The sequence below is a fragment of the Pantoea hericii genome, assembly GCF_014155795.1.
In the GTDB taxonomy this organism is placed as follows: Bacteria; Pseudomonadota; Gammaproteobacteria; order Enterobacterales; family Enterobacteriaceae; genus Pantoea; species Pantoea eucalypti.
In genome coordinates this window covers 118,519-142,970 of the sequence record NZ_SCKV01000004.1, presented here as the reverse complement: position 1 = coordinate 142,970, position 24,452 = coordinate 118,519, and the positions used below count along the sequence as shown (strand labels likewise).

Below are 24,452 nucleotides of genomic sequence, written 5' to 3'. Positions count from 1 at the left end.
CCAACCTCAATACTCTTTTCAGACCTGAATGGATAGAACATCATGAACTTACACGAATACCAGGCGAAACAACTGTTTGCACGGTATGGCATGCCTGCACCAACGGGTTACGCCTGTACTACACCACGTGAAGCGGAAGAAGCTGCCTCTAAAATTGGCGCAGGCCCGTGGGTAGTTAAATGTCAGGTTCATGCCGGTGGCCGCGGTAAAGCGGGCGGTGTGAAAGTAGTTAACAGCAAAGAAGAGATTCGCGCCTTTGCTGAAAACTGGCTGGGCAAACGCCTGGTGACCTATCAAACTGATGCAAACGGCCAGCCGGTAAACCAGATTCTGGTTGAAGCAGCGACCGATATCGACCAGGAGCTCTATCTGGGCGCTGTGGTCGATCGCGCAACGCGTCGCGTCATTTTCATGGCGTCGACTGAAGGCGGCGTGGAAATTGAAAAAGTGGCGGAAGAGACCCCGCACCTGATCCATAAAATGGCGCTGGATCCGCTGACCGGTCCGCAGCCTTACCAGGGCCGTGAGCTGGCATTCAAACTTGGCCTGACTGGCAAGCTGGTAGGTCAGTTCACCAAGATCTTCATGGGTCTGGCGACACTGTTCCTGGAGCGCGATCTGGCGATGGTTGAGATCAACCCGCTGGTGATTACCAAGCAGGGCGACCTGATCTGCCTGGACGGTAAACTGGGTGCCGATGGCAATGCCCTGTTCCGTCAGCCAGAACTGCGTGAAATGCGCGACCCAAGCCAGGAAGATCCACGTGAAGCACATGCGACACAGTGGGAACTGAACTATGTTGCGCTGGAAGGCAACATCGGTTGTATGGTTAACGGCGCAGGTCTGGCGATGGGTACCATGGACATCGTTAAGCACCATGGCGGTCAGCCAGCCAACTTCCTTGATGTCGGCGGCGGCGCGACCAAAGAGCGCGTAACCGAAGCCTTCAAAATCATCCTGTCTGACGATGCGGTTAAAGCCGTTTTCGTTAACATCTTCGGCGGTATCGTACGCTGTGACCTGATTGCCGACGGCATCATCGGCGCAGTGGCTGAAGTGGGTGTGAACGTGCCAGTAGTGGTACGTCTGGAAGGTAACAACGCCGAGCTGGGCGCCCAGAAACTGGCGGACAGCGGTCTGAACATCATTGCAGCAACCAGCCTGACAGACGCCGCACAGCGTGTTGTTGCTGCCGCGGAGGGTAAATAATGTCCATTCTGATCGACAAAAACACCAAAGTCATTTGCCAGGGTTTCACCGGTGGCCAGGGGACTTTCCATTCTGAGCAGGCGCTGGCTTACGGCACCCAACTGGTTGGCGGCGTGACGCCAGGCAAAGGCGGCACGACTCACCTCGGCCTGCCGGTGTTCAACACCGTACGCGAAGCCGTAGAAGCGACGGGCGCAACTGCCACCGTGATCTATGTCCCCGCACCATTCTGTAAAGATGGCATCCTGGAAGCGATCGAAGCGGGTATCAAACTGATCATCACCATCACCGAAGGTATTCCGACCCTGGATATGCTGACCGTGAAAGTGAAGCTGGATGAAGCAGGCGTGCGGATGATCGGTCCAAACTGCCCGGGTGTTATCACCCCTGGCGAATGTAAGATCGGCATCATGCCGGGCCACATTCACCAGCCGGGCCGCGTTGGTATCGTATCGCGTTCAGGTACGCTGACCTATGAAGCGGTTAAGCAGACCACTGACATCGGCTACGGCCAGTCAACCTGCGTCGGCATCGGCGGTGACCCGATCCCAGGCTCTAACTTCATCGACATTCTGAAAATGTTCCAGGATGATCCACAGACTGAAGTTATCGTGATGATCGGTGAGATCGGCGGTAGCGCTGAAGAAGAAGCCGCAGCCTTCATTAAAGAGCACGTGACCAAACCGGTTGTGGGCTATATTGCTGGCGTAACCGCGCCAAAAGGCAAGCGTATGGGCCATGCAGGCGCCATCATTGCCGGTGGTAAAGGCACAGCAGATGAGAAATTTGCTGCGCTGGAAGCGGCAGGCGTGAAAACCGTTCGCAGCCTGGCTGATATCGGTGATGCAGTTAAAGCCGTATTACCGGCCAAATAAGTCAGCGTCATCTGAAACTAAGCCACCTTCGGGTGGCTTTTTTTATGTCCGTTATCAACGGGCATAATGCTGGCAGTGAAAGCGAAGAATACGTTGTTAAATAACCTGCTCACCGTTTATCACGTTAAGAAAAAGTGGCAAAGGTAAACTATTTCTTCACGTCTTATTTCATTAATGACAATTTTTTAACAGGAAACTGACCCAGCTCTATCTGGAAACTTATTACGTTAATCCAGATCAATAAATCACGTTTTATATCCAACTATATCTCTGGCAAAGCGCAACGCTAAGGGCGTAAATTGCGCTGCATCAATCCAGCCTTTTACACAAATTTTCATACGACTGCTCAACCCGGGATGACACCCACTTTTCTCCTGTTAAAGCAGCCGTTAATAAAGCGCTGATTGACATTTTTCAGAGCTGCTTCATTCGTTACTCGCCTTTTCGGGCAGCTCACAGACCTGTTCTGCTGGTAATAAAAAACTGGAATCAATAAACAGTCGTTCCTGACTCCGATTACGTTCGATCTGATCGCGCGCGTGACGGAGACAAAGCGAGGAGCAAGGAGTCCTTATGTTAGATATCGTCGAGCTGTCGCGGTTACAGTTTGCCTTAACGGCGATGTACCATTTTCTGTTCGTCCCTTTAACGCTGGGTATGGCGTTTCTGCTGGCGATCATGGAAACGGTCTATGTCCTGAGCGGTAAACAAATTTATAAAGATATGACGAAGTTCTGGGGCAAGTTATTTGGTATTAACTTTGCGCTGGGTGTCGCTACCGGACTGACCATGGAATTTCAGTTCGGGACAAACTGGTCATATTACTCTCACTACGTCGGCGATATCTTCGGCGCGCCGCTCGCCATTGAAGGTCTGATGGCGTTCTTCCTGGAATCGACCTTTGTCGGCCTGTTCTTTTTTGGCTGGGATCGGCTGGGTAAAGTGCAGCACATGGCGGTGACCTGGCTGGTCGCCCTGGGCTCGAATATGTCTGCGTTGTGGATTCTGGTCGCCAACGGCTGGATGCAGAACCCTATCGCTTCAGAGTTCAACTTTGAAACCATGCGCATGGAGATGGTCAGCTTCTCAGAGCTGGTGCTGAACCCGGTGGCACAGGTGAAATTCGTTCACACCGTCGCGGCCGGTTACACCACAGGCGCGATGTTTATCATGGGCATCAGTGCCTGGTACATGCTGAAAGGCCGCGACTTCGCCTTTGCTAAACGCTCGTTCGCTATCGCGGCCAGCTTTGGCATGGCGGCGGTGCTGTCAGTGATCGTGCTGGGTGATGAGTCTGGTTATGAAATGGGTGATGTGCAGAAAACCAAGCTGGCCGCGATTGAAGCGGAGTGGGAAACCCAGCCGGCGCCGGCGTCCTTTACCCTGTTTGGCTTGCCCGATCAGGCCACTCAGGAGAACCGGTACGCCATTCAGATTCCCTGGCTGCTGGGCCTGATTGCCACCCGATCCACGGATACGCCGGTGACGGGCCTGAAAGAGTTAATGGCACAGCATGAAGTACGCATCCGCAACGGCATGAAAGCCTACGCCTTGCTGAACGAACTGCGCGGTGGCAGTCAGGATCAGGCGGTACGGGACGCGTTCAACAGTCACAAACAGGATCTCGGTTACGGTCTGCTGCTGAAACGCTATACCGATAACGTGGCGGATGCGACAGAAGCGCAGATCAAACAGGCGACGCAGGACTCTATCCCGCGTGTTGCCCCGCTTTATTTCGCCTTCCGTATCATGGTGCTGTGTGGTGTTCTGCTGCTGGGCATTATCGCGCTGGCGTTCTGGAGCGTGTTGCGTAACCGCATCGGTAAAAATCGCTGGTTACTGAAAGCGGCGCTGTTTGGTATCCCGCTGCCGTGGATCGCAATCGAATCCGGCTGGTTCGTCGCGGAGTATGGTCGTCAGCCCTGGGCTATCGGTGAAGTTCTGCCGACTGCGGTGGCGAACTCTTCTCTGACTGTAGGCGATCTGTTGTTCTCGATGATCCTGATTTGCGGACTCTACACGCTGTTCCTGGTGGCTGAGATGTACCTGATGTTCAAATTCGCCCGCCTTGGGCCGAGCAGCCTGAAAACCGGGCGTTATCATCATGAGCAGATCACGGCAACCACGCAGCCGGTTCGGGGATAAGGAGAGCGACCATGTTTGATTATGAAGTTCTGCGCTTTGTCTGGTGGCTGTTGATTGGCGTGCTGCTAATCGGCTTTGCTGTCGCAGATGGTTTTGATATGGGCGTCGGCATGCTGACGCGCATTCTGGGTCGCACCGATACTGAGCGTCGCATTATGATTAACAGTATCGCCCCGCACTGGGACGGCAACCAGGTCTGGCTTATCACTGCCGGTGGCGCACTGTTTGCCGCCTGGCCGATGGTCTATGCGGCGGCCTTTTCTGGCTTCTACGTGGCCATGATTCTGGTGCTCGCCTCGCTGTTCTTCCGTCCGGTTGGCTTCGATTACCGCTCGAAGATTGAAGACAACCGCTGGCGCGGTGCCTGGGACTGGGGCATCTTCATCGGCAGCTTCGTGCCGCCGCTGGTCATTGGCGTGGCGTTTGGCAACCTGTTACAGGGCGTGCCGTTCCATGCCGATGAGTATCTGCGTCTGTTCTACACCGGCAACTTCTTCCAGCTGCTGAATCCGTTTGGCCTGCTGGCTGGTGTGGTCAGCGTAGCGATGATTCTGGCACAGGGCGCAACCTATCTGCAGATGCGCACCACGGGCGAACTGCATCTGCGTTCACGCACCGCAGCACAACTTGCCGCCCTGGTGATGATGGTCTGCTTCATCCTGGCCGGTGTCTGGGTGAAATATGGTATTGATGGCTATGTGGTGACCAGCACGATGGATCACTTTGCTGCCTCTAACCCACTGGGTAAAACGGTAGTGCGTGAGGCAGGTGCCTGGATGGTCAACTTCCAGAACCATCCTGTGCTGTGGCTGTTCCCGCTGCTGGGCGTGGTGTTGCCGCTGCTGACCATACTTTGCTCGCGGGTTGAGAAGGGCGCCTGGGCATTCCTGTTCTCTTCACTGACGCTGGCCTGCGTCATCATGACCGCCGGCATTGCGATGTTCCCGTTCATCATGCCATCCAGCACCGTGCCGGGTACCAGCCTGACGATGTGGGATGCAACGTCCAGCCTGCTGACGCTGCAAACGATGACCGTTGCCGCCGCTATCTTTGTTCCAATCATTCTGATTTACACCACCTGGTGTTACTGGAAGATGTTTGGTCGTATCACCAAAGAGCATATTGAAAGCAACAGTCACTCACTCTATTAATTAAGGAGAAGTCGCATGTGGTATTTTGCCTGGATTCTCGGCACGTTGCTGGCCTGTGCCTTTGGTATCGTGACCGCGCTGGCGATTGAACACGTTGAAGCGCAGGATGAGTCTCACTGATGCGTACGCCAATTCGGATGCTGTATGATCTGATGGATAAGGGCCCGTTACGGGCCCTTTCACTGCTGCTGGCGCTGCTGGCGCTGCTGGCGGCTGGCGGCGTGATGTGGGACCCGACCCGCTTTGCTAACCACGCGGGTCAGCTGCCTGCGCTGCAGGGTCTGGTGCTGATCTGGGCGGTCTGCAGTGGTGTGATTCACGGTACAGGCTTCCGGCCACAGCAAACCCGATGGCAGGCGCTGTTTAGCCCGTTACCCGCCATGCTGGTGTTATTTATCGCGCTTTACCGTTTTTACCTGTAACACCCCACCTCACCAGCGCTGTCAGTGAATATTTGTCAGTGTCTGGTCAATTAATCTTCCTGAAATCGTTCCATTTGTTACCGAGCGATAATTATTTTCGCCTGGCTCTGACGAGCCATTCCCAACCCCAATTCTCTTGCGTATAGTAGCAACGTTTAAAACGAGGCCGGGATGTAGAGTGAGTACAACGCTGTTTCGCTGGCCGGTTCGGGTCTACTACGAAGATACTGATGCCGGTGGTGTGGTTTATCACGCCAGCTATATCGCTTTTTATGAACGAGCACGTACCGAAATGTTGCGACAGCACCATTTCAATCAGCAGATGCTGTTAGAACAGCAGATCGCTTTTGTGGTACGGCGCATCACGGTGGACTATCTTGCAGCGGCGCGTCTTGATGACCTTCTGGAGATCCAGAGCGAGGTCACCTCAATGACTCGGGCTACCATGACGTTCACTCAGCGTATCGTGAATACTGAAGGCAAAGTGCTCAATGAGGCAGAGGTCCTGATTGCCTGCATTAACCCTCATCTAATGAAGCCGATTGCGCTTCCCAAGTCTATTGTCGCGGAGTTCAAGCAGTGACTGACATGAACATTCTTGATTTGTTCCTGAAGGCGAGCCTTCTGGTCAAACTTATCATGTTGATTTTGATCGGCTTTTCTATTGCCTCCTGGGCCATCATTATTCAGCGCACACGTATTCTGAATGCGGCGGGAAGAGAAGCTGAGGCATTTGAAGACAAATTCTGGTCCGGCATCGAACTCTCCCGACTGTATCAGGAGAGCCAGGAGCGTCGGGAAGAGCTGGGCGGCTCGGAGCAGATTTTCTACTCCGGCTTTAAAGAGTTCGCCCGACTGCACCGCGCTAACAATCATGCGCCGGAGGCGGTTATTGATGGTGCAAGCCGTGCGATGCGCATCTCAATGAACCGTGAGCTGGAAGCGCTGGAAAACCACATTCCGTTCCTCGGTACTGTCGGTTCAATCAGTCCCTATATCGGGCTGTTCGGTACTGTCTGGGGGATCATGCACGCCTTTATCGCGCTGGGCGCGGTGAAGCAGGCAACACTGCAGATGGTGGCACCGGGTATCGCTGAAGCATTGATTGCAACCGCAATCGGTCTGTTTGCGGCAATTCCGGCGGTAATGGCGTACAACCGTCTGAACCAGCGCGTCAACAAACTGGAGCAGGGCTACGACAACTTCATGGAAGAGTTCACTGCCATTCTGCATCGCCAGGCTTTCTCCAGCGATAGCGCTAAGTAAATAGAGGTTAATGATGGCCAGAGTACGTGGTCGCAAACGCCGCGACCTGAAGTCGGAAATCAACATCGTTCCGCTACTGGACGTCCTGTTGGTGCTGCTGCTGATCTTCATGGCAACGGCACCCATTATTACCCAGAGCGTGGAAGTGGATCTGCCTGATGCGACCGACTCTAAAACCGTTTCCAGCGATGATAATCCGCCGGTAATTGTTGAAGTGGCGGGCGTGGGGCAGTACAGCCTGGTCGTGGATCACGATCGTATGGATCAGCTCCCCCCCGAGCAGGTGATCAGCGAAGCGCAGCGTCGACTGGAAGCAAATCCTAAGACGGTGTTTTTGATCGGGGGCGCGAAAGAAGTGCCTTACGATGAAATCATTAAAGCGCTCAACCTGCTGCACCAGGCGGGTGTTAAATCTGTCGGTTTGATGACGCAGCCGATTTAAAATCGAACCGTTTTTTGGGAACCGAGTGTGTCGAAGGCAACCGAGCAAAACGAGAAGTTAAAGCGCGCGATAATCATTTCGGTGATTCTGCATATCGTGTTGATCGCGCTGCTGATTTGGAGCTCGTTTAATGAGCACGTTGACCCCAGCAGTGCGGGTGGCGGTGGCAGCGATATTGATGCTGTGATGGTCGATCCCGGTGCCGTCGTGAGTCAATACAATCGTCAGCAGAACCAGCAAAGCGACAGCCAGCGGGCTGAGCAACAGCGTAAAAAGCAGGCGCAGCAGCAGGCAGAAGAGCTGCAACAGAAACAGGCTGCTGAACAGCAGCGTCTGAAAGCGCTGGAAAAAGAGCGTTTAGCCGCGCAGGAAACCGCGAAAGAAGAGGCTAAACAGCAGGCTGAGCAGCAGAAAGCGGCAGAAGACGCCGCGAAACAGGCTCAGGAACAGCAGAAAACGGCCGAAGCGGCAGCAGCTAAAGCCAAAGCCGATGCGAAAGCCCAGGCGGATGCCCAGGCCAAAGCGACCGCCGAGCAGGCAAAGCAGGCCGCGGCTGAAGCAAAGAAGCAGGCTGATCAGCAGGCGAAAGCCGCTGCTGCCGCTGCGGCAAAAGAGAAAGCCGTTGCGGAAGCGAAGGCAAAGTCTGAAGCGGATGCAAAAGCGGCGGCTGAGGCCAAAGTGAAAGCGGCTGCGGATGCCAAAGCTAAAGCCGCCGAAGAAGCGAAAGAGAAAGCCGCAGAAGCGAAAGAAAAAGCTGCTGAGGCAGCAAAAGAGAAAGCCGCTGAGGCTGCTAAAGAAAAAGCCGAAGCCGCCAAAGAGAAAGCTGAGGCGGCGAAAGAGGCCGCTAAAGAGAAAGCGGAAGCGGCTGCTAAGGCGAAAGCCGATGCGGCCGCCAAAGCGAAAGCCGATGCTGCCGCGAAAGCCAAAGCAGATGCCAAAGCGAAAGCTGCCGCCGATGCGGCCAATGACAGCGATGTTGATGATTTGCTGGGTGGACTCACTTCCGGTAAAAATGCACCGAAAAGCGGCACATCAGGTGGCGCAGCGGGGCAGGGCAACCAGAAGAAAGCGGGGGCATCGGGCGCTGAGATCAACTCCTACATGGGTCAGGTGGTGAGTGCGATTCAGAGCCGATTCTACGATGCCGATCTGTATCGCGGAAAAACCTGTGATTTGCGGATTAAACTTGCGCCTGATGGCTTGTTGATTGATGTTAAGTCAGAGGGTGGTGATCCCGCGCTCTGCCAGGCCGCTATTGCTGCTGCCAAACAGGCACGTATTCCGAAGCCGCCTTCTCAGGCGGTCTACGAAGTGTTTAAAAACGCCCCGATGCGTTTTAAACCGCAATAATGCAGTCACGGTCGGCAAGTTGATCTATGTTTAGCTTGCCGTACTTATGTTGTACTCGTGGTTTCCAGGAACAGTGCCAATTATCGTGGACTGAGGTTCAGATAAGGGAGATAAAATGAAGCAAGCTCTTCGCGTTACGTTAGGCTTTTTTATCCTGCTGTGGGCAGCCATGCTGCATGCAGAAGTTCGAATTGAGATCACCCAGGGTGTGAATACCGCGCGCCCGATTGGCGTGGTGCCGTTTAAATGGGCCGGTTCTGGTGCCGCGCCGGAAGATGTTGGCGGCATCGTGGCGGCTGACCTGCGCAACAGTGGCAAATTCAATCCACTGGATCGCTCACGTCTGCCACAGCAGCCAACCAGCGCGCAGGAAGTGCAGCCTGCCGCCTGGAGTGCACTCGGCATCGACGCCGTAGTCGTCGGTCAGGTCGCGTCTAACCCGGATGGCAGCTATCAGGTCTCTTACCAGCTGGTTGACACCGGCGGTGCGCCGGGTACAGTGCTGGCACAGAACTCATATAAAGTGACAAAGCAGTGGCTGCGCTATGCCGCTCACACTGCCAGTGACGAAACGTTCCAGAAGCTGACAGGCATTAAGGGCGCTTTCCGCACCCGCATCGCTTATGTCGTGCAGACCAACGGTGGCCAGTTCCCTTATGAGCTGCGCGTCGCTGACTACGATGGCTATAACCAGTTCGTCGTGCATCGTTCACCACAGCCACTGATGTCGCCAGCCTGGTCTCCGGATGGCAGCAAAGTGGCCTACGTGACCTTTGAAAGCGGCAAGTCCGCGCTGGTGGTCCAGACGCTCTCTAACGGTGCCATCCGTCAGGTTGCCTCATATCCGCGTCACAACGGTGCTCCGGCATTCTCGCCAGATGGTTCTAAGCTCGCTTTCGCACTCTCTAAAACCGGTAGCCTGAACCTCTATGTGATGGATCTGGCGTCAGGTCAGACGCGTCAGGTGACGGATGGTCGTTATAACAGTACTGAACCGACCTGGTTCCCGGACAGCCAGACTCTGGCTTATACCTCCGATCAGGCGGGTGCCCCTCAGATTTATAAAGTCGGTATTAATGGCGGCACGCCACAGCGTATTACCTGGGAAGGCGGTCAGAACCAGGATGCGGATGTGGCAACAGATGGTAAATCTATGGTGATGATTAGCACCAACGGTGGTGCTCAACACGTCGCCAAACAGGATCTGGAAACGGGAGCCGTTCAAACGTTAACGGACACGTTCCTGGATGAAACGCCGAGCCTGGCACCAAATGGCACAATGGTAATCTACAGCTCTACTCAGGGTATGGGTTCCGTGTTACAGTTGGTTTCAACCGACGGCCGTTTCAAAGCGCGTCTTCCGGCAACTGATGGACAGGTAAAATTTCCTGCCTGGTCGCCGTATCTGTAATGTCTGACACTTCAGACATCGCAAACAATAAACAATAATGGGATTTTTGAAATGCAACTGAACAAAGTGCTGAAGGGTTTGATGCTGGCTCTGCCGGTTCTGGCAGTAGCGGCTTGTAGCTCACACAAAAACAACAACAATGACCAGACTGGCATGGGTGCTGATGGCGCTTACGGTGCAAATTCTGGCATGAACGGCAACGGCGGCAACATGTCTTCTGACGAGCAGGCTCGTCTGCAGATGCAGCAGCTGCAGCAGAACAACATCGTGTACTTCGGTCTGGACAAATATGACGTTCAGTCTGATTACGCACAGATGCTGGATCAGCACGCAACTTTCCTGCGCAGCAACCCATCATACAAAGTGACCATCGAAGGTCATGCGGATGAGCGCGGTACGCCGGAATACAACATCGCCCTGGGCGAACGTCGTGCTAACGCCGTTAAGATGTACCTGCAGGGTAAAGGCGTGTCGGCTGATCAGATGTCTATCGTTTCTTACGGTAAAGAGAAGCCAGCCGTTCTGGGTCATGACGAAGCAGCGTATTCTAAAAACCGTCGTGCCGTTCTGGTCTACTAAGAGAATCACATGGTTAGTAACTTCAGACGTCATCTGTTGAGTCTGTCGTTACTGATTGGCGTAGCGGCCCCCTGGGCCGCTAATGCCCAAGCGTCAATCAGTAGCGTTGGCTCCGGCTCGGTCGAAGACCGTGTCACCACTCTTGAACGAATCTCTAATGCCCAGGCACAGCTGATGCAGCAATTGCAGCAGCAGATGAGCGATAACCAGCGTGATATTGATGCGCTGCGTGGGCAAATCCAGCAAAACACGTATCAGTTGAATCAGGTGGTTGAGCGGCAGAAGCAGCTTTACCAGCAGATTGACACGCTGAGCAGCGCCAGCAGCAACGGCGGGCAACAGGCAGCCGGCAGCGATGCCGCAGCAGATACAGGCGCAGCAGCAACCGCAGGCGCGGCAGCATCAACGGAGAGCGCACCTGCGCAGACCGGCGATGCGAACAGCGATTACAATGCGGCTGTGGCGCTGATTCTGGAGAAGAAACAGTATGACCAGGCGATCAGCGCGCTTCAGGCGTGGGTAAAACGTTACCCTGATTCGACCTATCAGCCGAATGCGAATTACTGGCTGGGTCAGCTGAACTACAACAAAGGCAAAAAGGACGACGCGGCGTATTATTACGCCACGGTAGTGAAAAACTATCCGAAGTCGCCGAAAGCTGCAGAAGCGTTGTTGAAAGTGGGTGTGATCATGCAGGAGAAAAAAGACACGGCGAAAGCCAAAGCGGTCTTCCAGCAGGTGATCAAACTTTATCCAGACACTGAATCTGCTAAACAAGCTCAGAAACGTCTGAGCGGTCTGTAATTTGTCCGGTTCAGACCAGATATCGTGTGATTTCTGGTCTTGCCGTATGAAAGGTAAGCAACTGAAGCGTTTAGCAGAAATAAGAGTTGCGCTACCCCGCTAAATCAGTAATATATGCCGCCGTTGCCGGGACACATTGAAAAGTGTCTGGTAAGCCTGAAGATGGGTCGTTAGCTCAGTTGGTAGAGCAGTTGACTTTTAATCAATTGGTCGCAGGTTCGAATCCTGCACGACCCACCATCTCCTTCAGACGCGCTTTTTACCGCGCAGTTTCAAGAAGAACACTTCAGCATTGCTTCACAACCTAAGATGGGTCGTTAGCTCAGTTGGTAGAGCAGTTGACTTTTAATCAATTGGTCGCAGGTTCGAATCCTGCACGACCCACCATCTTATCTCAGCCGCCTGGTGCGCTGAACGGTTGTAAGCCCCCAGCGGGTCGTTAGCTCAGTTGGTAGAGCAGTTGACTTTTAATCAATTGGTCGCAGGTTCGAATCCTGCACGACCCACCAATTAAGAAAGAAGCGCCTTTTGGGCGCTTTTTTCGTTTCCGGGGCACGGACTTTACCGTGCAGGGTGAGAACCTGCAGCAGGTTCGACTGAATCGCCCGGCGATTCAGGCTGTTGCGTCAGCATCACCCGGAGGGCGAGGCCCTGGGAAGGGCCGAGGCAATCCTGCACGACCCACCAATTAAGAAAGAAGCGCCTTTTGGGCGCTTTTTTCGTTTCCGGGGCACGGACTTTACCGTGCAGGGTGAGAACCTGCAGCAGGTTCGACTGAATCGCCCGGTGATTCAGGCTGATGCGTCAGCATCACCCGGAGGGCGAGGCCCTGGGAAGGGCCGAGGCAATCCTGCACGACCTACCAATTAAGAAAAAAGCGCCCTTTGGGCGCTTTTTTCGTTTCTGCAGTATCACAGACTTGCGTTGAATGTAAAAAGCCAATGGCGTTTAAGGTGTTGTGAAGTCTGACCTGGATTGCTGTGAGATCGAGACTGCTTAGGGAACACGGTCAGATCGGAAAGACGCAAAAGCCGTCATCCATGACCTGCTCGGCCCGCGCCGTCCTGGCGCGGGACGCTTTCCTCTTCTGATCCTGTTCCCTGCGCATCGAACTTATTCGTTGCTGGAAGATTCAGTCGGCTGCGAGTCTGTAATCAGTCTGGAAGAGGCTCTGCATTTTTAGTTTCTGCGATACCGACTATGCAGGTCAGGGCAGACAATCCGCATCCTTACATTGACCGTCACGGCTTTTTCTTCACCTTCGCCACTGCCAGGCTCTCCCAGATATGCATCACCGCATAGCTGCGCCAGGGACGCCAGGATTGCGAGCGCGCTTCTGCTTCTTTAGATGACATGCCGCCCAGGTTATTACGGATGGCGATATCCTCTTTGGGAAAGGCATCCGGCCAGCGCAGGGCGCGCATCGCGATATAGTGCGCGGTCCAGGGACCAATGCCCGGCAGGCTGACCAGCTTTTTTATCACCTCATCAGGCGGCTGCGCGGCACTGAGACGCAGATCGCCGCTGGCGCAGGCGGTGGCAAAGGCGATGATGGCGCGGGAGCGGGCGGCGCTGACGATGCCCATCGGCGCAACGTCATCCACCGTCAGCGCTGCGATGCGTTCAGGAAGCGCGGTGTAACGGGTCAGGTCGGCAAAGGGCGTTTCACAGGGCTCGCCAAAGGCGGCGGCAAAACGGCTGCTGACTGTGGTGGCGGCTTTGACGGTCACCTGCTGGCCGATAATAGCACGCACGCCAAGTTCAAAAGCGTCGAAGGCGCCCGGCACACGCAGACCAGGATGTGCAATCAGGCTGGGTGCCAGCAGCGGGTCCTGAGCCAGACAGGCGGCGATACGCTGCGGCTGCGCGTCCAGGTCAAACAGATCGCGCAGGCGGCGCAGCAGCAGCGGCAGAACCGGCGTCAGCGAGGTTGAGAGCGTCACCTGCAGCGCGTTCTTCTGCGGCAGATGGGACACACTGACCCAGCCCCGATAACGTCCCAGCGCCACGGTACGTCGCCAGCAGCCATCTTCCACTGCCTCAACTTCCTTCATCAGGTGTGTCTGCAAAAACCAGAGCATCGCCTCCCAGTCGTAGGGCGGGCGATAGGCCAGCCGCAGCGTCACGCGGTCGCCGGGCTGCGCACGCTTCGCGCCTGTATCGTCGCGGCGCAGCGCGCTTGGCGTCATGCGGTAGCGAGCCTGGAAAACATCATTAAAACGGCGCAGACTGCTGAAGCCACTGGCGTAGGCGACCTCTGTGACCGGCAGTTGCGTTTCTGTCAGCAACTGCTTGGCCAACAGCATTCGCCGTGTCTGCTTCAGCTCCAGTGGTGAGACGCCGAGTTCATGTTGCACGATACGGCGCAGCTGACGCAGGCTGAGACTGAACTCAGCGGCAATCGCCTCCAGACCTTCGCGCTCCTCCAGCATGCCTTCCTCAATGCGCTGAATCAGCTGCTCCGCCACGCGATGCGGCTGATCGACAGGCGCATTGCCGGGTGCCAGCTCAGGCCGGCAGCGCAGGCAGGGGCGAAAGCGCGCTTTCTCCGCCGCCTCGGCGCTGCTGAAGAAAAGACAGTTTTTCTGCATCGGCGCTTTGACCGGGCAAATTGGGCGGCAATAGATACCGGTTGAGGTCACGCCCACAAAGAAAACGCCGTCGAAGCGGGTATCACGTGAGGTCAGCGCCTGATAGGCAATGTCGGGATCGAGCATGGCATTTCTCCGGTAAATAAGCGCAGCCTACAGGGGGGAATCCCGGCAGACTGGCTGTTTTCGGACAGTACAACAGTTTATAACCATGACCGAAAACAGCCAGTCAGGCTGATGAAAAGTGCGATACTGGACGACGGAACCGTGACGGGAGAATCACCATGTACTACTTCAAACAGATAGTTACCCCGGTGGGCGAGCTGAAGCTGGTCGCCAGCGATATCGGCCTGGCGGGGATTTTGTGGGAAAACGACGATCCAAAACGCACCCGGTTTTTACCTCAAACGCGCAATGACGATCATCCCATTCTGATCGAAACCGCGCGTCAGCTCAGCGAGTACTTTACCGGTGCGCGACGCTGTTTTGCGTTGCCGTTCGACATGGTCGGCACCGACTTTCAGAAAAAAGTCTGGCAGGCGCTGGTGGCGATACCGTTTGGTGAGACGCGCAGCTACAGCCAGATTGCACGGGAGATCGGCCATCCACAGGCGGTGCGCGCGGTCGGCGCGGCCAACGGCCGTAATCCACTTTCCATTGTCGCGCCATGCCATCGCGTGATCGGTGCCAACGGCAAGCTGACCGGCTTTGCGGGCGGCCTGGAGACCAAAGCTTTCCTGCTGGCACTGGAAGCGCCGCAGAAAACGCTGGTGCTGGCAGATGAAACGCAGACGGGCAGGGTCGGTGCTGTAACGCAGGCAGAGTAAAAATCTCACGACACAGTGTGGCTTTTCCGTTATCGTGTTTAGCATATAAAACACGACGGCGGGTTCAACGCCAAAATTCGCCTCCGCAGGTGATTTTCGTTAATTAGACAAAACGAGAGCTGTGTCATGAGTGTAATGTTCGATCCTGAAAGCGCCGTTTATCCTTTTCCGCCGAAACCCGCCCGCCTGAGTGACGATGAGAAGACGTTTTACTGTGAGAAAATCAAAGCGCTGCTGAAAGCGCGAAACGCGGTGATGGTGGCGCACTATTACACCGATCCGGAAATTCAGGCGCTGGCGGAAGAGACAGGCGGCTGCGTCTCCGACTCGCTGGAGATGGCGCGTTTCGGCAGCAATCATTCGGCGACCACGCTGCTGGTGGCGGGCGTGCGCTTTATGGGTGAAACCGCCAAAATCCTCAGCCCCGAAAAAACCGTGCTGATGCCGACCCTGCAGGCGGAGTGCTCACTGGATCTTGGCTGTCCCATTGAAGAGTTTAACGCCTTCTGTGATGCGCATCCCGATCGCACTGTAGTGGTCTATGCCAATACCTCGGCGGCCGTCAAAGCCCGCGCCGACTGGGTGGTCACTTCCAGCATTGCGGTAGAGCTGATTGAGCATCTCGACAGTCTCGGCGAAAAGATCATCTGGGCACCGGATCGTCACCTTGGCCGCTACGTCACCCGGATGTCGGGCGCAGATGTGCTGTGCTGGCAGGGCGCCTGCATTGTGCATGACGAGTTCAAAACCCAGGCGCTGCAGCGCATGAAAGCGCTCTATCCCGATGCGGCGGTGCTGGTGCATCCTGAGTCACCGCAGGCGATTGTCGAACTGGCGGATGCTGTCGGCTCGACCAGCCAGCTGATTCAGGCGGCGAAATCCCTGCCGCATCCGCAGATGATTGTGGCGACCGACCGCGGCATCTTCTACAAAATGCAGCAGGCGGTGCCGGATAAAGAGCTGCTGGAAGCGCCGACCGCGGGTGAAGGGGCAACCTGCCGCAGCTGCGCGCACTGTCCCTGGATGGCAATGAACGGCCTTAAAGCCATCGCAGAGGCGCTGGAGTCGGGTGGGGTGGAACATGAGATTCAGGTGGATGAGACGCTGCGAGAGGCGGCGTTACTGCCGCTTAATCGCATGCTATCCTTTGCAGCGGAACTTAAACTCAACGTGAAGGGCAACGCCTAAGCGTTCCCGGACAGGTGCTCTGCATGGACTTCTTCAGCACACATAATATTCTGGTTCATATTCCTCTGGGTGCCGGAGGCTACGATCTCTCATGGATTGAGGCCATCGGCACGCTGGCGGGCTTACTCTGTATCTGGTTTGCCAGCCTGGAAAAAATTATCAACTATCCGTTTGGCCTGATTAACGTCACGCTGTTTGCGGTGATCTTCTTTCAGATCCAGCTCTATGCCAGCCTGCTGCTGCAGCTCTTCTTCTTTGCCGCCAATCTCTATGGCTGGTACGCATGGAGCCGACAGACCGAAGATCACCAGGCGGCGCTGAAAATCCGCTGGCTGCCGCTGCCTAAAGCGCTGGCCTGGACAGCAGGGTGTGTGATTGCGATTGCGCTGATGACCCTCTATATCGATCCGGTGTTTGCGCTGTTAACCCGTGCGGCGGTAACGCTGATGAACGGTCTGGGCCTGTCGGTGGCGATGCCTGCGCTGCAGCCGGATGCCTTCCCGTTCTGGGATTCCTGCATGATGGTGCTGTCTATTGCCGCGATGGTGCTGATGACGCGCAAATATGTGGAGAACTGGCTGCTGTGGGTCATCATCAACGTGATTAGCGTGATGATCTTCGCCCGCCAGGGTGTCTATGCGATGTCGCTGGAGTATGTGATTCTGACGATGATTGCGCTGAACGGATCACGTATGTGGATCCGCAGCGCGCGGCAACAGGGTTCCCGCGCGCTGTCAGCTCAGTGAGTGTGCTTGTCGCCTTTAACATGAGCAGGGCCATGATCGTGGTCGTGAGAATGACTGTGGTCATGGCCGGTGGCAGCCGCACTGCCTGAGCCGAGTTCACACTCGGCACCAGCGCAGGGCTGGTACTCCATCTGCACCGTCGCGTGCGCGATCTGATAGTTCTCGCGCAGATAGTCGTGAATGCGATGCAGCAGCGCATCATGATTGTAAGGCGGGATCACCTGCGCATGCAGCGTCAGCATCGGCTTTTCGCCCACCTGCCACAGATGCACATGGTGAACATTGCGCACCTCGGCGATGTTCAGGGTGAGATCCCGTGTCAGCTTATTCACATCCAGTGAATGCGGAGCCCCTTCCAGTAACTCCTGCAGACTCTCACGCAGCAGCGACCAGGCGCTGCGTAGCACCAGCAGTGACACCAGCAACGACAGTATCGGGTCGATGGGCGTCCAGCCGGTCAGCATTATAATTACTGCCGCCACAATCGCGCCCACTGAACCGAGCAGGTCACCCATCACATGCAGCGCCGCGGCCCGCACGTTGAGGTTCTTCTCTCCGCTGCCATGATGCAGCAGCCAGAACGAGAGCAGATTGGCCAGCAGGCCGCCGATCGCGATTCCCAGCATCAGTCCGCCGGTCACCGGTTGCGGGTCGGCAAAGCGGCGCACTGCTTCCCAGACAATCAGCGCAGTTATGCCGAGCAGTGCAATGGCGTTAACAAATGCGGCTACCGTGGTCAGGCGCAGCAGGCCAAAGGTGTGCCGTGCATTGGGTTTACGGCGTGAAAAATGGACCGCCAGCAAGGCCATCAGCAGTGCGGCTCCATCGGTCAGCATATGCCCGGCGTCCGCCAGCAGCGCCAGTGAACCAGAGAGCCAGCCGCCAATGACTTCAGCAACCATGAAGACGACGGTCACCCCGAAGGCGGCCGCCAGACGCGTGCGATTACTATCCTGCCCGCTATGAGTGTGGGTATGTGCCATAAGTTTCCAGTTTTTTCAGTAACCTGTTTGCTAATAATATCAGTAATTGCCACGTCTCAGACGGGTCCTGATGCTGTTTTACCTGCTCCGTCAGTTGCTGGCTGAGCTGCGCGCCATGCTCAAGCCCCACCAGTAAAAAGCTTCCTTTCATCCTGTGTGCCGCCTCAGCGAACGGCGTCCAGTCCGCACGATCATGCGCCGCCTGCATCGCAGCCAGATCCTGCGTGACCGTGTTGTGCAGCGTCTGGCTCAGACGGCTGAGGAATTTGTCATTCTGCTGTGCCAGTTGCCACAGATTGTCATCCAGTGACGCCAGCGGATCGTCCTGCCACGCCTGCTGCCACTCTGCCAGCAACGCGCTGAGATCGCCTAACTGCACCGGTTTGATCAATACCCGCTCCCGCTCCTCAAGCGAGCGCGACAGCAGCTGCGCATCAGCCGAGCAGAGTACCCGCATCGCCTGCCGTCTCCGCTGGCGGTCACGCCGACGCAGTATCCGCAGCAGCAGCGTGCCGTCGGGACGCGGCATCATCTGGTCGATAAACAGCAGGTCATAAGGTTGCTGCGCATCGGCCTGCAGCAGCGCACGTCCCTGCTCAAAGATGTCAGCCTGAATGGCAAAGCGTGCCAGCTGCTGCTGCATCACCAGCAGGTTAGTCGGGTGGTCATCCACAATCGCCACCCGCAGCTGCGGAAAACCGGGCAGGGCGGATTCATCCACGTGGTTTGCTGGCGTGCAGATCTCAAGCGGCAGCGTCACAGTGACCTGAGTGCCGAGCCCCGGTTCTGAGGCGAGCCGGATATCGCCGCCCATCCGCAGCACTATTTCGCGGCAGATAAACAGCCCCAGGCCGCTGCCCTGCACCGAAACTGATTTTCCGGACGGCGCCTGATACCAGGGATCAAACAACTTCTGCTGTTCCTCCGATGGGATACCGCTGCCGCTGTCGCTCACTGTGAGAATCAGCTGTTGATCCTGGGCAGCCAGGGTCAGGCGAATCGTGCCGTGACGCGTAAATTTCAGCGCATTGGTCATCAGGTTGTTGATCACCTGCTGCAGGCGATCGGCATCGATGAGCACCGTGTCATGCAGCGGCGTCAGCGCCTCGACAATCAGACGCGGCCCGTCACCGCGCATTAACGGGTGATAAAAGTGCTGCTGCTGGCTGAGCCATTGCGCCAGCGCCAGTGGACGGGGTGCCAGGGTAAAACTGTTGCTCTCAATGCGGGCATGGTCCTGCAGGTCATTCAGCAGCGTCAGCAACGACTGTGCGCTGCTGTGAAGCAGCGTCAGGTTCTGGCTGCTGTGCTGCTGTTTTTCCAGCTCAAGCAGCCCCAGGATAGCCTGCATCGGCGTGCGCAGCTCATGACTGACGGTTGCCAGAAACTGGCTTTTCATCGCATTTGCATGCTCTGCCTGTTCACGCTGCTGACGCTCGCGGCGCTGTTGCCAGTAACGGCGTGCCAGCAGCAGCAACAGCAGCATAATGGCCGCACCGGCCACCGCCAGCACCATCATTGGCAGCGAACCCATTGCCATCACGCTGCCGGGCTGCGGCGGGGTAGACCAGCTGTCGCGCATCTGGCTCTGGGTATCGGCCGGAATCTGCTGCAGAGCACGATCCAGCAACGTGCGCAGCACCGCCTGGTCGGGTGTGACGCCCAGCGCGATGGGCCAGGCGATGTCGCTGGCGGCAAAGGCCAGGTGGATGCGCGCATCATCGCGGCTGGCAATACGCCAGCGGGCGGAAAGCACATTATCGACCAGCACATCGATCTGCCCTTTTGCCAGCGCGTCATAAAGGCTATTACGGTCGGCAAACTGCAGGGGCTGCAGATCCGCAGGCAACAGGCGCAGCGCCAGGTCATCCTGCAATACACCAATCCGTTTGCCGCGCAGGTCGCGCCAGTGCGCCAGCGTGTCAGACTGGATGCTGTAGATGCCCCACAGCGCCCGCCACACCGGCAGCGATGTACTCTGCATCGCATCGCCGTTCAGCGGCTGCATCAGCTGCAGCATCGCCTGCTTTTGCTCAATCAGGGTGCGTGCCTGACGGGGATTGCTGACCCATACCGGCTCAAACTGCAATCCTGTGCTCTGTGCTATCGCTTTCAGCAAGTCCACGCCATAACCTCTGGCGGTGCCGCTGGCATCGCGGTAGCTCCAGGGATAGTTGTCCGGTTCGGCGGTGTAAGTAACGCGCGGATGATCGGCGATCCAGGCGCGTTCAGCGGGGCTGAGCATCAGGGTCTGCGTATCCTGATAGCGCGGCAGGTTACTGCTCCAGCGCGCCTGTAGCGTGTTCATCAGTTCCGCTGGCAACTGACGCAGGCTCTGATTAATCCAGCTGATAAGCTGAGGATCACGTGCCACCGCGCGCAGGTTGAGCTGTCCGGCCTCGATGTGAGAGGCGATCTGGTAAATCTGGCCCTGCTGAAGCTGGCTTAACAAAAAACCGGCGCTGGTCTCATCCGCCACCACATAGTCATTCTGCTGATTGAGCAGGGTGTAGAGCGCCTGCAGATCGCTGCTGTAGCGTCTGAAGCTGTGGCGGGCCGCCAGCGCGGGCGGCAGTTGGGCCAGCGTGCTGTCGCTGATCGCCAGTTGGGCATTCTGGCTGTTAAACATCACGGCACGCTGGTTTTGCTGATTGCGGTAGACACGCAGCGGGCTGCTGTACCAGTTATCGCTGCTCAGGGTGCCGGCGGGCAGGGGCGTGACCCACATGCCCAGCGCGAAATCAATCTGGCCGCTGCTCAGTGCCTGCATGAGATGCAGCTGATCGCTGTACAGGTTGAGGGTGAACTGCGCGCCGGTCAGCTGTCGCAGCGCGGAAAGATAGTCGGCATTGATGCCATAGAGGTCATTGCCGATGCGCATTGTCCAGGGCGCGTGGTTCTCTTCCAGCAGGCCAACGCGCAGGATTTTGCCCTGCATGGTTTCCGCGTGCGTCACCGGCAGCATCATCGGCAGATTGACGCTGCTCACCGGACGCACCTCAGCCAGCGCGGAGCCGCACAGCAACAGCAGCATCAGCAGAAAAACTCTCACTGCTGCGCCTTCCACAGATCGGCCAGTTCTACCACCGAGCGGGCGCCGGTTTTTTCCAGAATATTTTTCTTATGGGTGCTGACCGTTTTATTGCTGATGTGCAACTGGGCAGCAATTTGCAGATTAGACAGCCCGCTGGCCAGTAGGGCCAGAATCTGACGCTCTTTCTGGGTCAGCGGGAGTTCAGGCTCATCATCCATCTCCGGGAAAGCCGTCTGTCCGCCGAGCACGGCAAGGATAGCGCTGAGCAACTGCGCCATACGCTGGCTTTTCACCACATAACCGGCGGCACCCAGCGCCTGAGCGCGACGCACATAGTGGCGGGTCTGCTGCGCGGAGTAGATGAGGACCGGGCAATCGGGTCGATGGATCTTCAGGCGACGCAGGAACTCCAGCCCATCACTATCCGGCAGGCCGATATCCAGCACGATAATGTCCAGTGACTGCTGAAGCAGGGGACGGGCGGCTTTTTCACTGCTGGCAGAGAGGAGCTGAACCGGAATAGGTGACTGGCTCAGGGCGGCTTCAAGTGCCACTTCAACCAGCGGATGATCGTCAATCAGAAGCAAAACAGCCATGAAGGATTCCCTGTAAATTTCACAGGATTAGCATAGCGGAAGAGTGGGGCAGAGGGGAGAAAAACCCGGAGAGCCGAAGCGCGCCGGGTTAAACAGCATTACTGGGTGGTGCCGTCGGTTTTGGTATCTACGTCACCGCCGCCCACTTTAGTCTGAACTTTTTTATTAATGTTCGGACATTTGCCATCTTTACACTGGGCGTTCTGGTCCATTTCGTTAGCAGACATATTACCATTGCTGGTGGTGCTGCCAGACGTTGCAGGATTAGTGTTGTTGCCGGTGTTATTAATTTTATCGTTATCAACTTTGTTTGGCGGCAGATTTTCATTTGCGCCGCCCGCTGCTGCACCTGCACTGGCCGCCTGATTAGCTGTACCATTGTTGCTGCTGCTGTCCGCAGCCAGTACCGCACCGCTGCTCAGTGTCATTGCTGCTGTCAAAAAAACTAAGGCAAACTTTTTCATCATTATACTCCCGTTAATAAATGAAGTTGCTTTAAGCCCAGAGGTGCAATTTCGGGTAATAAAATCCCTGACGAAATAAAATTCGCCGGTTGGCTTAAACAGGGTGATTAAATCTGGTAAGCGGGATGTTCCTCAGTGCTTACCAGTAAAAAGTCTAGTCGCTAACCTGATTAATGCAAATATGACCCGCACATTTAACCCGCAGCGGGAATTTACACCCCTGGCGCTTCGGGCTACATTGGGCAGGTTGTGTCCGGCGGGCGCCGGGCCAGAAATAAAATGGAATCAGTATGAATTACCAGAACGATGACTTACGCATCAAAGAGATTAAAGAGCTGTTACCTCCGGTTGCGCTGCTCGAAAAATTCCCGGCGACCGATCGTGCTGCACAGACCGTTTCACAGGCCCGTCAGGCGATTCATCAGATCCTGCAGGGCAAGGAGGACCGCCTGCTGGTGGTGATTGGTCCCTGCTCCATTCATGACACAGACGCGGCGAAAGAGTATGCCGATCGCCTGCTGGCGCTGCGTGATGAGCTGAAAGGCGAGCTGGAAGTGGTGATGCGGGTCTATTTTGAAAAGCCGCGCACCACGGTGGGCTGGAAAGGGCTGATCAACGATCCATATATGGACAATAGCTATCAGCTCAACGACGGTCTGCGTCTGGCGCGTAAGCTGCTGCTGGACATTAACGACAGCGGTTTACCGGCGGCGGGCGAGTTTCTGGATATGATTACCCCGCAATACGTGGCTGACCTGATGAGCTGGGGCGCGATTGGTGCGCGTACCACAGAATCTCAGGTTCACCGTGAGCTGGCATCGGGCCTTTCCTGTCCGGTGGGTTTCAAAAACGGCACCGATGGCACCATTAAGGTCGCGATCGATGCGATTAACGCGGCGGGTTCGCCACACTGTTTCCTGTCAGTGACGAAGTATGGTCACTCCGCGATTGTGGAAACCAGCGGTAACGGTGATTGTCATATCATTCTGCGCGGCGGAAAAGAGCCAAACTACAGCGCGCAGCATGTGGCTGAGGTAAAAGAAGGACTGGCGAAAGCGGGTCTGCCACAGCAGGTGATGATCGATTTCAGCCATGCCAACAGCAGCAAACAGTTCCAGCGTCAGATGGTCGTGGCAGACGATGTTGCACAGCAGCTGATTAACGGTGAGCAGGCGATTGTCGGTGTGATGATTGAGAGTCATCTGGTGGAAGGTAACCAGAGCCTGGAGAGCGGCGAGCCGCTGGTCTATGGCAAAAGTGTTACCGATGCCTGCATCGGCTGGGAAGATACCGACAAGGTGCTGCGTCAGCTGGCGGCAGCGGTTAAACAGCGCCGCGGATGATTGAGATCACTGACAAAGTTTGATTAAGTTCGCTTTGAGGATTGTGCCTCTGCAAAGGGAACACGGTCAGATCGGAAAGACGCAAAAACCGCCATCCATGGCATGCTCTGCCCGCGCCATCCCTGGCGCGGGACGCTTTCCTATTCTGACCATGCTTCCTGTGCTTTTGAGCATTAAGCACGGCTTCAAGAGATTTAAAGCATAAAAAAGGCCAGACTTTCGTCTGGCCTTTTTGCCTTTCAGCGAGAAATTACTTCGCTTTACCCTGATTCGCAACGGCTGCAGCTTTCGCGGCGATCTCGTCCTGGTCGCCCAGGTAGTAGCGTTTCAGCGGTTTGAAGTTTTCATCGAACTCATACACCAGCGGTACGCCGGTAGGGATGTTCAGTTCGAGGATTTCATCTTCGCTCAGGTTATCCAGATATTTTACCAGTGCACGCAGTGAGTTGCCGTGTGCAGCAATGATCACTTTCTCACCGCTTTTGATGCGCGGCAGAATGGTGTCGTTCCAGTAAGGGATAACGCGGTCGATGGTCAGCGCCAGGCTTTCGGTGGTTGGCAGCTGCTCTGGGGTCAGTTTCGCGTAACGCGGGTCATGGCCCGGGAAGCGCTCATCTGAACGATCCAGCTCTGGCGGGGTGACGGCAAAGCCGCGACGCCACTGCTTAACCTGCTCGTCGCCATATTTGGCGGCAGTTTCAGCTTTATCCAGACCCTGCAGCGCACCATAGTGACGCTCGTTCAGACGCCAGGTTTTCTCAACCGGCAGCCAGGCCTGATCCAGCTCATCCAGCACATTCCACAGCGTATGAATGGCACGCTTCAGTACGGAGGTGTAAGCAAAATCAAAAACAAAGCCCTCTTTCTTCAGCAGCTGACCTGCTGATTTGGCTTCGCCACGACCTTTCTCAGAAAGGTCAACATCATACCAACCGGTAAAGCGGTTTTCGTTGTTCCACTGGCTTTCGCCGTGTCGCACCAGAACCAGCTTAGTTACAGCCATAGCTTAACTCCTTAATACTGTGA

Annotated in this window: 23 protein-coding genes, 3 tRNA genes and 2 other RNA genes; 22 read left to right on the top strand and 6 right to left on the bottom strand. The window is 56.0% G+C overall.

The window, feature by feature from the left end; all coding sequences use genetic code 11:
• The first annotated feature begins 42 nt into the window (after window positions 1-42).
• The 18 genes from sucC to H7K52_RS10145 all read left to right on the top strand — a co-directional run bounded on the left by sucC (window position 43) and on the right by H7K52_RS10145 (window position 12,519).
• On the top strand, window positions 43-1,209 hold the full coding sequence (sucC, locus tag H7K52_RS10230) for an ADP-forming succinate--CoA ligase subunit beta (RefSeq protein ID WP_003853151.1): 1,167 nt from the start codon (window positions 43-45) through the stop codon (window positions 1,207-1,209).
• Window positions 1,209-2,084 (top strand): succinate--CoA ligase subunit alpha, encoded by an 876-nt coding sequence (gene sucD, locus H7K52_RS10225; RefSeq protein WP_003853148.1) that lies wholly within the window; start codon window positions 1,209-1,211, stop codon window positions 2,082-2,084. Before sucC ends, sucD begins: the two co-directional genes overlap by 1 nt.
• 573 nt (window positions 2,085-2,657) lie before the next feature.
• Window positions 2,658-4,229 (top strand): cytochrome ubiquinol oxidase subunit I, encoded by a 1,572-nt coding sequence (gene cydA, locus H7K52_RS10220; RefSeq protein ID WP_008925025.1) that lies wholly within the window; start codon window positions 2,658-2,660, stop codon window positions 4,227-4,229.
• An 11-nt stretch (window positions 4,230-4,240) separates the two neighbouring features.
• Window positions 4,241-5,380, top strand: a complete 1,140-nt coding sequence (cydB, locus tag H7K52_RS10215; protein ID WP_078804199.1) for a cytochrome d ubiquinol oxidase subunit II — start codon at window positions 4,241-4,243, stop codon at window positions 5,378-5,380.
• A gap of 15 nt (window positions 5,381-5,395) precedes the next feature.
• On the top strand, window positions 5,396-5,500 hold the full coding sequence (gene cydX / locus H7K52_RS10210) for a cytochrome bd-I oxidase subunit CydX (protein WP_008925027.1): 105 nt from the start codon (window positions 5,396-5,398) through the stop codon (window positions 5,498-5,500).
• Window positions 5,500-5,802 (top strand): cyd operon protein YbgE, encoded by a 303-nt coding sequence (gene ybgE / locus H7K52_RS10205; protein WP_182630008.1) that lies wholly within the window; start codon window positions 5,500-5,502, stop codon window positions 5,800-5,802. Before cydX ends, ybgE begins: the two co-directional genes overlap by 1 nt.
• A gap of 178 nt (window positions 5,803-5,980) precedes the next feature.
• Entirely contained in the window at window positions 5,981-6,385 is a 405-nt protein-coding gene (ybgC, locus tag H7K52_RS10200) for a tol-pal system-associated acyl-CoA thioesterase (RefSeq protein ID WP_008925029.1), read from the top strand.
• Window positions 6,382-7,068 carry a Tol-Pal system protein TolQ gene (gene tolQ, locus H7K52_RS10195; RefSeq protein WP_003853142.1) on the top strand — a complete coding sequence of 229 codons (687 nt, stop codon included), beginning with the start codon at window positions 6,382-6,384 and terminating at the stop codon, window positions 7,066-7,068. Before ybgC ends, tolQ begins: the two co-directional genes overlap by 4 nt.
• 13 nt (window positions 7,069-7,081) lie before the next feature.
• On the top strand, window positions 7,082-7,510 hold the full coding sequence (tolR, locus tag H7K52_RS10190; RefSeq protein WP_003853140.1) for a colicin uptake protein TolR: 429 nt from the start codon (window positions 7,082-7,084) through the stop codon (window positions 7,508-7,510).
• A 27-nt stretch (window positions 7,511-7,537) separates the two neighbouring features.
• Window positions 7,538-8,860, top strand: coding sequence for a cell envelope integrity protein TolA (gene tolA, locus H7K52_RS10185; RefSeq protein ID WP_182630007.1), 1,323 nt, complete (start codon window positions 7,538-7,540; stop codon window positions 8,858-8,860).
• A gap of 115 nt (window positions 8,861-8,975) precedes the next feature.
• Window positions 8,976-10,271: a Tol-Pal system beta propeller repeat protein TolB gene (gene tolB / locus H7K52_RS10180; protein ID WP_003853138.1), complete on the top strand. Its 1,296-nt coding sequence runs from the start codon at window positions 8,976-8,978 to the stop codon at window positions 10,269-10,271.
• A gap of 51 nt (window positions 10,272-10,322) precedes the next feature.
• Window positions 10,323-10,850, top strand: a complete 528-nt coding sequence (gene pal, locus H7K52_RS10175) for a peptidoglycan-associated lipoprotein Pal (protein ID WP_003853135.1) — start codon at window positions 10,323-10,325, stop codon at window positions 10,848-10,850.
• A gap of 9 nt (window positions 10,851-10,859) precedes the next feature.
• Window positions 10,860-11,654, top strand: a complete 795-nt coding sequence (gene cpoB, locus H7K52_RS10170) for a cell division protein CpoB (protein ID WP_003853134.1) — start codon at window positions 10,860-10,862, stop codon at window positions 11,652-11,654.
• 164 nt (window positions 11,655-11,818) lie between these two features.
• Window positions 11,819-11,894 (top strand) — tRNA-Lys (locus H7K52_RS10165).
• Between the two features lie 71 nt (window positions 11,895-11,965).
• Window positions 11,966-12,041: transfer RNA gene (locus tag H7K52_RS10160), tRNA-Lys, on the top strand.
• A 46-nt stretch (window positions 12,042-12,087) separates the two neighbouring features.
• Window positions 12,088-12,163: transfer RNA gene (locus H7K52_RS10155), tRNA-Lys, on the top strand.
• 43 nt (window positions 12,164-12,206) lie between these two features.
• A non-coding RNA gene (locus H7K52_RS10150) (RtT sRNA) lies at window positions 12,207-12,341 on the top strand.
• Window positions 12,342-12,384: 43 nt separating this feature from the next.
• Window positions 12,385-12,519: non-coding RNA, RtT sRNA (locus tag H7K52_RS10145), on the top strand.
• 376 nt (window positions 12,520-12,895) lie between these two features.
• On the opposite strand, the gene H7K52_RS10140 is transcribed toward H7K52_RS10145, so the two are convergent.
• Complete coding sequence (locus H7K52_RS10140) at window positions 12,896-14,371, bottom strand: AlkA N-terminal domain-containing protein (protein WP_182630006.1); 1,476 nt, start codon at window positions 14,369-14,371, stop codon at window positions 12,896-12,898.
• A gap of 158 nt (window positions 14,372-14,529) precedes the next feature.
• Between H7K52_RS10140 and H7K52_RS10135 the strand changes: the two genes are divergently transcribed.
• The 3 genes from H7K52_RS10135 (at window position 14,530) to pnuC (ending at window position 17,006) form a co-directional block, all read left to right on the top strand.
• Complete coding sequence (locus H7K52_RS10135; protein WP_105099400.1) at window positions 14,530-15,072, top strand: methylated-DNA--[protein]-cysteine S-methyltransferase; 543 nt, start codon at window positions 14,530-14,532, stop codon at window positions 15,070-15,072.
• Window positions 15,073-15,198: 126 nt separating this feature from the next.
• Window positions 15,199-16,260 carry a quinolinate synthase NadA gene (gene nadA / locus H7K52_RS10130; protein WP_182630005.1) on the top strand — a complete coding sequence of 354 codons (1,062 nt, stop codon included), beginning with the start codon at window positions 15,199-15,201 and terminating at the stop codon, window positions 16,258-16,260.
• 23 nt (window positions 16,261-16,283) lie between these two features.
• A complete protein-coding gene (gene pnuC / locus H7K52_RS10125) occupies window positions 16,284-17,006 on the top strand; it encodes a nicotinamide riboside transporter PnuC (protein WP_182630004.1) in 723 nt (240 codons plus the stop codon).
• Here pnuC and zitB read toward each other — a convergent pair.
• From zitB to H7K52_RS10105, 4 genes are all read right to left on the bottom strand, one after another.
• Window positions 17,000-17,989 (bottom strand): CDF family zinc transporter ZitB, encoded by a 990-nt coding sequence (zitB, locus tag H7K52_RS10120; RefSeq protein WP_182630003.1) that lies wholly within the window; start codon window positions 17,987-17,989, stop codon window positions 17,000-17,002. The genes pnuC and zitB overlap by 7 nt on opposite strands.
• Window positions 17,967-21,023: a hybrid sensor histidine kinase/response regulator gene (locus H7K52_RS10115; protein WP_220486790.1), complete on the bottom strand. Its 3,057-nt coding sequence runs from the start codon at window positions 21,021-21,023 to the stop codon at window positions 17,967-17,969. The genes zitB and H7K52_RS10115 overlap by 23 nt, the downstream gene beginning before the upstream one ends.
• Window positions 21,024-21,037: 14 nt before the next feature.
• Window positions 21,038-21,619, bottom strand: a complete 582-nt coding sequence (locus H7K52_RS10110) for a response regulator transcription factor (protein WP_008925036.1) — start codon at window positions 21,617-21,619, stop codon at window positions 21,038-21,040.
• A 98-nt stretch (window positions 21,620-21,717) separates the two neighbouring features.
• Entirely contained in the window at window positions 21,718-22,086 is a 369-nt protein-coding gene (locus H7K52_RS10105) for a YbgS-like family protein (protein ID WP_003851898.1), read from the bottom strand.
• A 287-nt stretch (window positions 22,087-22,373) separates the two neighbouring features.
• Here H7K52_RS10105 and aroG point away from each other — a divergent pair, with 287 nt between their 5' ends.
• On the top strand, window positions 22,374-23,426 hold the full coding sequence (gene aroG / locus H7K52_RS10100; protein WP_182630001.1) for a 3-deoxy-7-phosphoheptulonate synthase AroG: 1,053 nt from the start codon (window positions 22,374-22,376) through the stop codon (window positions 23,424-23,426).
• A gap of 250 nt (window positions 23,427-23,676) precedes the next feature.
• On the opposite strand, the gene gpmA is transcribed toward aroG, so the two are convergent.
• A complete protein-coding gene (gene gpmA, locus H7K52_RS10095; protein ID WP_003851893.1) occupies window positions 23,677-24,429 on the bottom strand; it encodes a 2,3-diphosphoglycerate-dependent phosphoglycerate mutase in 753 nt (250 codons plus the stop codon).
• Window positions 24,430-24,452: the final 23 nt, after the last annotated feature.